Here is a 13,296-nt window from a genome sequence, read left to right as displayed (position 1 = left end):
TTTTGAGCAAGGCAATATACAAATATACTCGGATATTATATCTCCTTCAAATAATTGCATATTATATATTTTCATTGTTAGTCTCTAGAGTAACCTTCTTTATCCTTATTTAAAATCCAGTTGCCCCCGTTTAAATAACTCGCATAACTCAACCACATAACATAAGGAACCATCAAATGTCCTGCAGTTCTGTCCATCTTATAAAATTTCGTAGCAGTAATACTCCCTGCAGCTAATAATGCATAACTTTCTAGTAATGATGCTTTTCTGAATTTTAGATTAAAATATAACATAGACCATACATAATTCAAGCCAAGCTGGGTATAATGCGCACGCTTAAGTTCACTGCTTTCAGTCTCATTTTTAGCGTTAGCCATTGCTCTTTGATACGCCACACCCATTGACGTATATAATATTGGCCAAATAATTGGAAAAGCAATTGCAGGTGGTGAAAATGGTGGTTTTCTATAATGTTTATAATCATCTTGCGCCTTAGCTGTTAGCCTTCCAACGATTAAACCTCCAGCGAGTGGTATAAGTGTTCTAGTTATTTTCTTAGTATTTATCATTTTGTTCACCTCTATAATACTTATACCCAAAATTAAGGATATAAATAATGAAACACCGAAAGAAGCATTCACCTTTCATTAATACTATATTGCAGTAAAAAAGGATATTTGATACAATGTCACTTTACAGCGTTAAAACGAAGGGGTGTAATTATGCACAAAAATAAACATTGGAATTCTTCTCTTGGATTTATCCTTGCAAGTGCAGGATCAGCAATCGGCCTTGGTGCCATTTGGAAGTTTCCTTACATAGCAGGACAATATGGTGGCGGAGCATTTTTAATTCAATTCATTTTGTTCACTTTATTAATTGGACTTCCATTACTTATCGTTGAATTTTATATTGGGCATGCCGGCAAGACTTTTTCGTTAACAATCTTTAGCAAACTATCAGGTTCAAAATTCATGAACTTAATTGGTCTTTGGGGAAATATTGCTGCTTTCATTTTATACGCATTCTACAGCGTTATCGGTGGATGGATTATTTTATTTATAGGCTACTATTTAGGGATTATTTTGAATATCTTTGAACTTCAATTAGATTATTTTGAGCAAATGATCGCCAATCCTTTATTATCTATTCTCGGTGCATTGCTATTTATAATGCTCACAGAAGTGATCGTATCTTTCGGTATTCAAAATGGTATAGAGAGAGCTTCAAAAATAATGATGCCATTATTATTTTTATTATTTTTAATTATTGTCGGACGTGCACTGATGTTAGAAGGAGCTATCGAAGGACTAAAATATTTTTTAATTCCCAGATTTGAGGATTTATCTATAGAAGGTACTCTTTATGCTATGGGTCAGTCTTTCTTTGCTTTATCACTCGGAACAACCGGTATGATTACTTATGCATCTTACACTAAAGATGATACAAACGTTATTCGGTCTGCATTATGGATTGTAATAATGAACTTACTAATTTCTATTCTTGCTGGTCTCGCAATTTTCCCAGCTGCAAGCGCATTAAATATTGAAGTAGAAGCAGGTCCTGGATTATTATTTTTAGTATTACCAAAATTGTTTGAAAAAATGACTTTCGGTTTTGGCTTCTATATGTTATTTTTAATACTCTTTTTATTTGCTGCTTTGACATCTTCTATTTCACTATTAGAACTGAATCTTTCTAACTTAATTAAAAATAATGAAAATAAGCGCAAAAAATATGCATTACTGCTGAGTTTAGCTGTATTTATCACAAGTATTTTTCCTGCTTTATCATTTGGTATTTATAAAGATTTTACGTTTGGTGCAGGAACAATATTTGATAATATGGACTTTCTAGTATCAAATATTATGATGCCGCTTGGTGTATTATTTACAACGTTATTTTGTGGATTTGTACTAAACAAACAATTATTATTCTCTATATTTATGCGTGATAATCAACACAGCAAATTATTTACCTTATGGTATACCTTAATAAAATATATTCTGCCTATTGTCATTATAATTGTGTTTGTAACACAGTTAATTTAATCTCATAGTGCTATATTCATGTGTTTTAATGACAACTAGATTGAGGAATAATAAGAAACGCTTAAAATATAAAAAAATAAACAGGCATTGTATTATTTATACAATGCCTGTTTTATATCTTAAATTTACTGTCTATGTGCAATATGCTTTAATTGCTATCATCAATATATTTCAATAAATGTTTGCCAGTTAATGATGTTTCTTCATGGACAATTTCCTTCGGCACCCCACTATAGAGTACTTTACCTCCGCCTAATCCTGCACGAGGTCCAATGTCTATAATCCAATCTGCATAAGTCATCATTGTCAAATTATGTTCTATCACAATCACCGTATTATCTTCATCAATTAAATAATCAAAGATGCGTTTTAAATTATCTATATCTGCTTCATGTAAACCTGTCGTAGGTTCATCAAAGATAAATATCTTATCTTTCACACCCTCGTTAATATATCGACTAAGTTTTACTCGCTGACTCTCCCCACCTGATAAAGTATCTAATGACTGTCCTAAGGTCATATAGTCAAGTCCTGTACGCTTTACACTCTTCAACACTTGATTAACGTTGTCTATCTGAAAGAAATCGATTGCTTCTTCTACAGAAAGCTCAAGCATGTCTGCGATAGAGTATCCTTTTACTTTTGCTTCCAATACTTCTGGTCGATAACGTTTACCATGACATACTTCACATTGTTGAACAAAGTCAGACATAAATGCAAGCTCCGTTTTTATTACGCCTTTTCCATTGCAGTTTGGACATGCACCTTCTGAGTTGTAGCTGAACATCCCTTTTTTAAGACCTGTCTCTTTGCTATAGTATCCTCTAATATCATCAAAGATATCAAGGTAGGTCAGTAGATTTGAACGATTCGTCGCATGTACAGGTTTCTGATCGATATAAACTACATCTTCTCTTTCGCGAAGTCCTGTTTGTATTAACGTACTTTTACCTGAACCTGCAACACCTGTTACAGCAGTTAACACATGTTCAGGAATATTAACCGATACATCTTTTAAGTTATTCTTCGTAATATTTTTTAGTGCTATATAATCATTTGATACCCTTACTTCCTCTTTAAAAGCATGTGGTTGTGATAGCGCCTTACCTGTTGGACTATTACTCTTAAGTAATTCATTATATTTCCCAGTAAATATAATCTCTCCTCCACGCTTACCACTTCCCGGACCTATATCAACACAATAATCCGCAATCTTAATTACATCAGGATCATGCTCAACAACAAGCACTGTATTACCTTTATCGCGAATTGAAAGCATGATTTGATTAATATTTTCTATATCTTCAGGATGTAGACCAATACTCGGTTCATCAATAATATAGACTAAATCCGTAAGCGGACTATTTAAATGACGAATCAATTTGATCCTTTGAGACTCTCCCCCTGATAAAGTTGTCGTTTCTCGACTTAATGTCAAATAACCTAAGCCAATTCGTTTTAATGCTTCTAATTGTTTGACTAAAGGTTCAATAATATACTGTGCTTTATCATCATTAATTTTATTCAAAAACTTAATCTCATCATCTACTGTTAGATCACAAAATTCAGCAATATTTAATCCATCTATTTTGCAACTTAATATCTTGTCATTCAGACGTTTACCTTCGCAATCTGGGCACACTTGTTTTGTGACGATACGATTTACGTCTTTAATAAACTTCTTCTTTTCAAATGTATCGTTGATTAGAAAAGATCTTCTAAATCGATAAATTAACCCTTCATATTTAGCCGTCTTCGGCCAGTTTGATGGAGGATTTTTTAATTTAATAGGTTCTTGATACAAAAGTGTATCCATCTCTTCTTTAGAATAGTCTTTCAATTTCTTATCATTGTCAAATAATCCCGTATTTAAATACCGTTTACCACGCCAAGTATTTGGAGCAAAAGAGGGGAATTTGATCGCATCTTCATTTAATGAACGATCGAAATGTAATAACTCATTTAAGTCAATATCTTCTACATAACCTAATCCATCACACGTTTTGCACATGCCATTCGTATTGTTAAAAGAAAAGTCCATAGAATATCCTACAAATGGCTGTCCAATACGTGACCACAATAATCTCACACCAGAATAGATATCTGAAATTGTTCCTACAGTTGATCTTGAATTCCCACCAATTCTATCTTGTCCAATGACCATTGATACAGGCAAATTCTCAATACGGTCGACAACAGGCTTATCATAATGGTTGAGTTGGTTCTGTATATAAGTACTATATGTTTCATTCAATAGTCGCTCACTCTCCGCGGCAATCGTATTAAATACTAGCGATGACTTCCCAGAACCCGAACGCCCTGTAAAGACAGTCAGCTGGTGTTTCGGTATCTCCAGTGATATATCTTTTAAATTATTCTGCTTTGCTCCAATAATCTTTATAGGTTTCATTGAATCACTCCTCACTTTTGTTAATATACCCTATTTCACTCTAACTATAAGCATGTTTAATCATTAGATGAACTATGAATAAATAGAAGGTATGACCTAATAACCATACAAACATCAGCTTTATAGTAAGATCATAGTGCATTGTTAGCGATAGGTGTGACAGTATAAAGAATAATCCAATAAATACTACAAATAAAACGATATAAGCTGCAATATACAAACCCTTATAACGAAACAATCGCGATAAACTAAAATATAATATAATACTTACGAGCAGATGTAATGTGACCTCCAGTAAAAACGGCGAGGTCGCTTGACCCGTTATAAAATCGATATTCAATAGCAATCGCTCGGTATTCGTCTTAAATAGGATATCTAGTGCCACTAATACAATGTATAATGCTAATCCTGAAACTATCCCTTTAAATAACATAGCAAAACTCCTATCATAATAGTAATCTACTTTTAATCTTTCTAGTACTTATATATAGTACATTTATACTAAAGGATTTATTGACTAAATTTTATAAGTTAAGTAACCAATCCTAAAAGAAAACAGCCATCTTTCTTATTCAAGATTTTATACCCTGAAAGTATGAAAAAATGCAAAAGACTTATAGAAATGAAGTGCACCCTTAAAGTTAAATCTTAAAATTTAACTTTAGGGGTGTTTATTTTGAATAAAAAGCATGAACTTGATTTTAAATTGAAAATTATCAAAGAATATAAAGAAAGAAAAATTGGCTATAATTCATTGAGTAGTATATATGATAGTCAATATTCATTATTAAGAACACGGGTTTATCATTTGATACCTATTGAGGGTCTAGTTTCGTGTATGACAAGAAAGAGATATTCAACAGATGAAATATAATCAATATGTTATTCTAGATTTAGAATCAAAACAAAAAGGTCGTGTCTCTGAAAATATGAAAAATAATATAGAACATATAATTCATACAAAGGGAAAGTTGGTAAAACTGCCAAGAATAAATTGAATCTTAGATTCATAACAAATCGACCATATCAAAAATACTTACTGATGTGACACAATTCAACATTAAAATGGAACTAAGCTATATCTATCCGTAATTTTCGATGTATGTTCGAAAGAATATTAGGATACCGAACAAATAATCTAAAAAGTAAGGTGTTGAAAAGATACGGAGCACAAGCAACGAAGGTTGTAGATGCCTAAAACGTAACGGATGGATCTTTGTAAGTCATTCCTATGGTCATATCAACTTTACTAACAGTACATATCAAGAAATAGTTGGTAATACTGAACGCTGGAAGAGAGAAATAGAACCTTTGATTGGAAAGTCTGATCTATTTATCTATCCATTTAGTGCACGAATGACGAAAGGCTCTGAAGCCTTCTGGTATATGACTGAGTGAAAAGGATATTAATATCTTACAACTGTTGGTGCTAATTTAAGTTAAAGTCATTTATAGATATTGATAATATCTATGATTAACAGAACCGAGCATGTTTTAAAGAATAATAATGAATAATGCACTTATGCTTTGGACCTTATATGTAAATAAATATAAGGTTATTTTATCATTTATAATATATTTGATAATATTTTGATAATTTCCATAAATGTGTAGATTTTTTTTTTACTTAATATATAATTTCTGTAGATTTAAAATTTCACTAAATGGAGGATAATAATATGAAAAAAACGACTTACAATCAAAAACTTGCTTTTGGTGTTGCTGCAACAACCGCTACTTTAATGCTTGGGCTCGGCGCACCAGCTGATGCTGCTGAAACTCAAGGACTTGACGATTCTACACAAAGTGCTTATCAAGCTGACGCTGTCGAAGCTTATCAAGCTGATCAATGGAGTGCTGCTGCTGAAAACGCTCAGGCTGATGCTTGGGAAAATGCTGCTAACGAAGCTTTAAATCCTCAAACTGATACACCTACTGCTCAAGAAGGTAAAGACGCTGAAGACGCTCAGGCTGATGCTTGGGAAAATGCTGCTAACGAAGCTTTAAATCCTCAAACTGATACACCTACTGCTCAAGAAGGTAAAGACGCTGAAGACGCTCAGGCTGATGCTTGGGAAAATGCTGCTAACGAAGCTTTAAATCCTCAAACTGATACACCTACTGCTCAAGAAGGTAAAGACGCTGAAGACGCTCAGGCTGATGCTTGGGAAAATGCTGCTAACGAAGCTTTAAATCCTCAAACTGATACACCTACTGCTCAAGAAGGTAAAGACGCTGAAGACGCTCAGGCTGATGCTTGGGAAAATGCTGCTAACGAAGCTTTAAGTCCTCAAACTGATACACCTACTGCTCAAGAAGGTAAAGACGCTGAAGATGCTCACGCTGATGCTTGGGAAAATGCTGCTAACGAAGCTTTAAGTCCTCAAACTGATACACCTACTGCTCAAGAAGGTAAAGACGCTGAAGATGCTCACGCTGATGCTTGGGAAAATGCTGCTAATGAAGCTTTAAGTCCTCAAACTGATACACCTACTGCTCAAGAAGGTAAAGACGCTGAAGATGCTCACGCTGATGCTTGGGAAAATGCTGCTAATGAAGCTTTAAATTCTCAAACTGAAGGCACTCAAACTGAAGGCACTCAAACTGAAGCTGTTCAAACTGAAACCGTTCAAACTGAAGCCGTTCAAACTGAAGCTGTTCAAACTGAAGCCGTTCAAACTGAAGCTGTTCAAACTGAAGCCGTTCAAACTGAAGCTGTTCAAACTGAAGCCGTTCAAACTGAAGCTGTTCAAACTGAAGCTGCTCAAACTGAAGCTGCTCAAACTGAAGCTGCTCAAACTGAAGCTGCTCAAACTGAAGCTGCTCAAACTGAAGCTGCTCAAACTGAAGCTGCTCAAACTGAAGCTGCTCAAACTACAAATGTTAAAACCTTACCTGATACAGGAGAATCAAATAACGCTACTTTATTCGGTGGACTTTTCTCTGCTATCGGATTAAGCTTATTAGCATTCTCAAGACGTTTTAAATAATAGACATTGCTAAACATATTTAAAGAGAATGAAGATGAATAATTTCATCTTCATTCTCTTTTTAATTATTATTGAATTAATGTTAGTTTGATTATATTTTTCTGCAATAAATAAATCTATTCGTACTTTATCTACTATTTAATTGTGCTATAAAATAAATTTTGAATATGAGTTCAATAAATTGATATATTTCACTCTTTTTGAAAACCTAGCTTCAGTTTTTTTAGTTTTATATTACGATCTTTCCATCTTACTTCTTTTCTTATATAGATTGCTACAATTGATTTCAAAAATACATATACGATATATACCTAATGCCTATCCAGTTATACTATAATTCCGAGAAATCTTTAAACGACGCAGCACTATGTTATCTTATTATGATTATCACCTTTAATCACCTGCAAAAACTCATCTCCCCAATTACAAATCGAAAAAACTACTCCATCAAGTTTCAACCCTATTTCTGTCAATTTGTAATCTACCTTAGGAGGCACTACTGGGTACACTGTTCTTTCAATGATTTTGTCTTGTTCCAGCTCGCGAAGTTGTCTGATTAACATACGCTGATTGATATCAGGAAGTTTATTTTGTAACTCACTTAATCTTAATCTGTCCTCATGCAAAAGATGATAGATGATTGCAATTTTCCATCTACCTCCAATTACAGATAACGCCAAATCTTTCGATGTATAAAATTCTTTATTATTATATTCAATTAACAATTTAAACCCTCCATTTATTTATAGTGACTAAAATGTCAGTATTGTTTTTTTGTTTAAATAATACCATAATGGGTACATAAAAGATAGAGAGGGGAAATTATTATGAAATTACAATTAGCAATCGATTTATTAGATCAAGTAGAGGCAGCGAAGCTAGCACAAGAAGTAGAAGAATATATTGATATCGTAGAAATTGGAACACCTATTGTTATAAACGAAGGGCTATCTGCCGTTGAACATATGAGTAAATCAGTTAATAACACACAAGTATTAGCAGACTTAAAAATTATGGATGCTGCTGGATATGAAGTAAGCCAAGCGATAAAGTTTGGTGCTGATATCGTAACAATCTTAGGAGTGGCTGAAGATGCTTCAATCAAAAGCGCTATTGAAGAAGCACACAAACACGGTAAAGAACTATTAGTTGATATGATCGCAGTTCAAAATTTAGAACAGCGCGCAGCTGAATTAGATAAAATGGGTGCTGATTATATCGCAGTTCACACTGGATATGATTTACAAGCTGAAGGTGTATCACCTTTAGAAAGTTTACGTACTGTGAAATCAGTGATTTCAAATTCTAAAGTAGCTGTAGCTGGAGGTATTAAACCTGATACAATCGAAACAGTAGCAGCCGAAAAACCTGACCTAATTATCGTAGGTGGCGGTATCGCAAATGCTGATGATCCAAAAGCTGCTGCTAAAAAATGTCGTGAAATCGTTGATGCACATGCATAATCACTTTGAATTAATTTTAAATGAAATAAAGCAGACATTGTCAAATGTTGATGTAGCAGAATCAGAGAAATTTTCAAAAGATCTTATGGATGCATCATCAATATTTGTAGCTGGTAAAGGCCGTTCAGGTCTTGTCATTAAGAGCTTTGCCATGAGATTAAATCAATTAGGCAAAAAAGCTTATGTCGTGGGTGAAACAACTACACCATCAATCCAGAAAAATGATGTCTTTGTTATAGCATCAGGTTCAGGATCTACAGCTCATTTAAAATTGCTCGCACAAACAGCGAAAGATAATGAAGCATATGTATTATTATTATCAACAAAAGACGAATCACCAATTGCTGATATTGCAGACTTAACCATCGTATTACCTGCTGGTACAAAATACGATGCAGAAGGTTCAAAACAACCTTTAGGGAGTCTCTTTGAGCAAAGCAGTCAAATCTATTTAGACAGTATCGTGTTAACGATTCAAGAATCCCTAAATGTTGATGAAGAAACAATGCAGAATAATCATGCAAACTTAGAGTAATAATAATTTGAAATAATATTAAAACATCTCTCTATAATTATAGAGAGGCGTTTTATTGTTAAGAAAAATCACATCATTTATGATAACTTTAAGGATTTCATTCTCACTTACTTTTTATGGTATAACAATGCACCAATACACATAAAGTATGCATTGCTATATGGTAGAAAATCATTATTTGTAAAAGTAATCTCTTCATCGCTAATAACTGTATATCCTTTGCAATTTTCAGTGTTATTTATACAGAAATTATAGAAGTCTTCCAAGTTTATCTTTAATAAATAGTCTACTTCTGTGTCGTGGTGAATACTATTTACATCCTCTTCTGACACCTCTAGAGTATATATATTAATAAATTCTCTATCGATTATATTATCTGAAGTCATCTCCTCAGGAAGTGTACATAAAAAACTTAAACTTTCAAAACCTACTTGAATACCCATCTCCTCTTCGATTTCACGCGTACCATTATCAACTGTTTCATCATTCAATAGGTGTCCTCCAACCGTTACATCAATCATACCTTTATAATCTTTCACATTAGAACTTCTTTTTTGAAGAAATATATTATCACCTTGTATAAATATACATTGAAACGTTTCATGCCACTCGCCTTGTTGATGTACTTTCTGTCTACTATCAACACCTTTTAATTTTCTATTTTTATAATAAACATTTAATAACTCACTCATTAATATCCACCCTTACCCCGAACTGATATAATTCATCAATTATTTTATTACTAAATAAATTAATGTACTTTAATCTATTAGATTATAATAATAATCATTTCTCAAATTTCGAGAAGTGACTTTCTTCATTTATATTTTTATCTGCTCATTGATAGTCGCATTTTCAATAACCTCTATTGTATTTGTATATTCAACTTTTTCTATAATACAACCTTTACCAATGATAATATTCTTTCCTCTTACTACATCACATAGCACGTTTTCTAGACGAATTTCATCACCCTCGATTAAATCACAAGTCAACTTTCCACTTTTATTTTCTATAAACAATGATGCAAATAAACCTTTATTCTCAGTCGCCTTTCCATCTAGTATAGTAATTTCTTTTCCACCAATTTCTTGTGCTGAACAATTATTCCCAAGCGTAATATTAATCGTTTCGGCATTTATCAAACCATCACTTTCAATTTTTCCACTACATTCAAAATGATCAACTTCGATATCACCTTCAACTGTTAAATAACCAGATACTTTTAATCTTTCACCCGTAATATTTCCTTCAACATCTAACATACCAGATACATGGACGTCATTACCTTCTATACTTCCCTCAATATTTGTCTTGCCACTTGTTTTCATAGTATCAGCTTTTAAGGAACCTTTGATGCTAGTCATTCCTGATACTTTGAAATCTCTAACTGAAATATCACCCTCAGCATCCATTTTTCCACTTATTTTAATCAAGTCAGCTTTAATATCTCCAGTTACTGAACCTATACCCGTAACTTTAATTTCATCATATTCTCCCGCAGCTATAGTTGTCATCGCATTAATATTTAGATTCGTTGTCATCATGACTACCTCTTTTCAATTTTTGTTGTATAGCTAATTGAATTTCTGTATCATCTAATTCGTAAATAATCTTTGCGTTTTCACTTATTTTTAATATCTCTTTTGCGCAAATAAGCATGAACACACCCATAGCTCGCACAAAATAATAATTTACATCTTTCATCTCGTTTTGGTGATATATTACTGCACTTTCTAGTACTTCTTCTTTTGAAAAATACCCTGAATTTAAAGCAAGCTCTATAAACATCAATGTCATACCTTCATTATGTGAAACACTATTACGCTTCGTAAAAATGGAGTCTGCAATTTCCCAATAATGTTCTTCAAACAAACTACTATCATAGTCTCTTTGTTCAATTACCTCACAATCTTCTTTAAAAATTTGATACAAATCATCTAAAGCATGATCATCTTTTAAAGTTTTTATCATTTCTATGCGCTCAATCATCTTATTTCTAGGAAAAAATGCTTCTTGGCCTGTATAAGTAGACTTTCTTACAAACCAATCTTCAGGAATCAGCTTCTTTCGTTTCCAGCGATACAACTGCCCGTAGCTAATATCACATACTTTCAGCAACTCTTTTTTAGATATTAAATCCTCCATATCATCACCTCGAAAATATCGTAACATAACATTGTTACACTGTTAACTAATTTAAATAACATTAATAATATTTTCTTTTGAATAATACTGACTAATTATAAAAAAAGACATATCAAATCGACATGTCTTTACCTCAGTGATTAGGCACAGTTCTAAATAAACCTCATTACTTGTGATACGATTCATTCCTAATTATTCTAAACCCTCGATACACTTGCTCCAGCAGTATCACTTTCATCATCTGATGCGGAAATGTCATCTTACTAAATGATAGGGCGTAGTTAGAGCGATTCATAACACTTTGATGCAGACCGTTTGATCCTCCAATGATAAAGGTTAAGTGACTTTTACCGGTGTTCATCTTTTGCTCCATCTCTTTTGATAACTGCACAGAGTCGAGCTGCTTGCCAAGAATTTCTAACGTATATACAAAGCTGTCCTCCTTCACCTTGCTCAATATTCTTTCCGCTTCTTTCTTCTTCGCAATCTCGATATCTTTCTCACTCATATTATCCGAGTCTTTCTCGTCAGCTACCTCAACGAGTTCCAATTTAGTATATGCACCAAGTCTTTTTACATATTCATCTACAGCCATCTTCCAGTACTTCTCTTTCAACTTACCCACAGTTATTATTGTTATTTTCATGTTTATTCATTCCTTTTATAAAAGTTATCCTACTTATCCACAAGTTAATCACATATTCACATTTCACAATCCTATTATAATCACATTTTAAAGGTTATTCATATAATTTTTGTAAAATTACAATGCATAAAAATAAAAAAGATGCCCGTTTTACCGAACATCTTTTCTTTTTTGTGTATAACTTATTATTTATGCACAAAGTTATCCATAGTTATGCACATATTTTGTGAATTTTCTATACTTATACACATGTGAATACTTAAATCTCATAAATTGGTGTTGCCACGGCTTTATCTGTATCACAGATCACCACTTCATTCTCAGTATCAATATCGTGTGCATTTAATATTTGTTGTACGCTCATACGTGCAATATCTTTCATATTATTATCTTGAGAGAGATGTGAAAGATATATACGCTTTGTACTACCAGTAATCACATCACGCATTGCATACGCAGCATCTTCGTTGGAAACATGTCCCATATCACTTAATATACGCTGTTTCGTTTTCCATGGGTAACGGCCCATACGCAGCATATCTACATCATGATTGCTTTCAAACACATAACAATCACTTCCGTGAATCATACCTTTCATACGGTCAGATACGTATCCCGTATCCGTAATAACTGTAAGTTTCTTATAATTATTATTGAAGATATAAAATTGCGGATCTACCGCATCGTGTGACACACCGAACGACTCAATATCCATGCCTGCGATTGATTTTGTTTCATATGGATTAAAGATAAACTTCTGATCACTCGGTATTTTCTTATCTGCATGTTCAATTCTTTCCCATGTCTTCTCATTCGCGTATATTGGTAATTGATATTTACGTGCCAATACGCCGAGTCCTTTAATATGGTCGATGTGTTCGTGTGTTACAAGTATCCCGTTTAAGTTTTCTACTTTACGATCAATCTGATCGAATAATCCTTCTATCTTCTTACCTGTTAGTCCTGCATCTACTAAAAGTGATCCCTTTTCACTTTCTACGTAAACTGCATTTCCTGTACTTCCACTTGCTAATACTGACATATTAATCATTC

Annotated in this window: 13 protein-coding genes; 4 read left to right on the top strand and 9 right to left on the bottom strand. The window is 33.2% G+C overall.

Going from position 1 to position 13,296, the window contains the following annotated elements; all coding sequences use genetic code 11:
• Positions 1-77: 77 nt before the first annotated feature.
• Positions 78-569 (bottom strand): TspO/MBR family protein, encoded by a 492-nt coding sequence (locus KYI10_00200; protein QYA32911.1) that lies wholly within the window; start codon positions 567-569, stop codon positions 78-80.
• 153 nt (positions 570-722) lie between these two features.
• On the opposite strand from KYI10_00200, the gene KYI10_00195 reads away from it, so the two are divergent.
• A complete protein-coding gene (locus KYI10_00195; GenBank protein QYA32910.1) occupies positions 723-2,051 on the top strand; it encodes a sodium-dependent transporter in 1,329 nt (442 codons plus the stop codon).
• A gap of 148 nt (positions 2,052-2,199) precedes the next feature.
• Here the strand turns inward: KYI10_00195 and KYI10_00190 are convergent, their stop codons facing one another.
• Together KYI10_00190 and KYI10_00185 are read right to left on the bottom strand one after the other, a co-directional pair.
• On the bottom strand, positions 2,200-4,461 hold the full coding sequence (locus tag KYI10_00190; GenBank protein ID QYA32909.1) for an excinuclease ABC subunit UvrA: 2,262 nt from the start codon (positions 4,459-4,461) through the stop codon (positions 2,200-2,202).
• A gap of 40 nt (positions 4,462-4,501) precedes the next feature.
• Positions 4,502-4,894 (bottom strand): hypothetical protein, encoded by a 393-nt coding sequence (locus KYI10_00185; GenBank protein QYA32908.1) that lies wholly within the window; start codon positions 4,892-4,894, stop codon positions 4,502-4,504.
• Positions 4,895-6,140: 1,246 nt separating this feature from the next.
• Between KYI10_00185 and KYI10_00180 the strand changes: the two genes are divergently transcribed.
• Complete coding sequence (locus KYI10_00180) at positions 6,141-7,451, top strand: LPXTG cell wall anchor domain-containing protein (GenBank protein ID QYA32907.1); 1,311 nt, start codon at positions 6,141-6,143, stop codon at positions 7,449-7,451.
• 365 nt (positions 7,452-7,816) lie between these two features.
• Here KYI10_00180 and KYI10_00175 read toward each other — a convergent pair whose 3' ends face one another.
• Positions 7,817-8,176 (bottom strand): helix-turn-helix domain-containing protein, encoded by a 360-nt coding sequence (locus tag KYI10_00175; GenBank protein QYA32906.1) that lies wholly within the window; start codon positions 8,174-8,176, stop codon positions 7,817-7,819.
• Positions 8,177-8,278: 102 nt separating this feature from the next.
• Here KYI10_00175 and hxlA point away from each other — a divergent pair, with 102 nt between their 5' ends.
• Positions 8,279-8,914: a 3-hexulose-6-phosphate synthase gene (gene hxlA, locus KYI10_00170; protein ID QYA32905.1), complete on the top strand. Its 636-nt coding sequence runs from the start codon at positions 8,279-8,281 to the stop codon at positions 8,912-8,914.
• A complete protein-coding gene (gene hxlB, locus KYI10_00165; protein ID QYA33854.1) occupies positions 8,901-9,449 on the top strand; it encodes a 6-phospho-3-hexuloisomerase in 549 nt (182 codons plus the stop codon). Before hxlA ends, hxlB begins: the two co-directional genes overlap by 14 nt.
• Before the next feature lie 107 nt (positions 9,450-9,556).
• On the opposite strand, the gene KYI10_00160 is transcribed toward hxlB, so the two are convergent.
• The 5 genes from KYI10_00160 to KYI10_00140 form a co-directional block, all read right to left on the bottom strand.
• On the bottom strand, positions 9,557-10,141 hold the full coding sequence (locus tag KYI10_00160; GenBank protein QYA32904.1) for an NUDIX domain-containing protein: 585 nt from the start codon (positions 10,139-10,141) through the stop codon (positions 9,557-9,559).
• A gap of 129 nt (positions 10,142-10,270) precedes the next feature.
• The gene (locus tag KYI10_00155; protein ID QYA32903.1) at positions 10,271-10,996 is read right to left on the bottom strand and encodes a hypothetical protein; all 726 of its coding nucleotides are present in this window, start codon (positions 10,994-10,996) and stop codon (positions 10,271-10,273) included.
• Complete coding sequence (locus KYI10_00150) at positions 10,971-11,597, bottom strand: DUF4004 family protein (protein ID QYA32902.1); 627 nt, start codon at positions 11,595-11,597, stop codon at positions 10,971-10,973. Before KYI10_00150 ends, KYI10_00155 begins: the two co-directional genes overlap by 26 nt.
• A 166-nt stretch (positions 11,598-11,763) precedes the next feature.
• Positions 11,764-12,243: a 23S rRNA (pseudouridine(1915)-N(3))-methyltransferase RlmH gene (gene rlmH, locus KYI10_00145; GenBank protein QYA32901.1), complete on the bottom strand. Its 480-nt coding sequence runs from the start codon at positions 12,241-12,243 to the stop codon at positions 11,764-11,766.
• A gap of 259 nt (positions 12,244-12,502) precedes the next feature.
• Positions 12,503-13,294, bottom strand: a complete 792-nt coding sequence (locus KYI10_00140) for an MBL fold metallo-hydrolase (protein ID QYA32900.1) — start codon at positions 13,292-13,294, stop codon at positions 12,503-12,505.
• Positions 13,295-13,296: the final 2 nt, after the last annotated feature.

The sequence above is a fragment of the Macrococcus sp. 19Msa1099 genome (assembly GCA_019357535.2).
Taxonomy (GTDB): Bacteria; Bacillota; Bacilli; order Staphylococcales; family Staphylococcaceae; genus Macrococcoides; species Macrococcoides psychrotolerans.
Note: the sequence above shows the minus strand (reverse complement) of the source record. Positions and strands in the feature narration are given on the sequence as shown.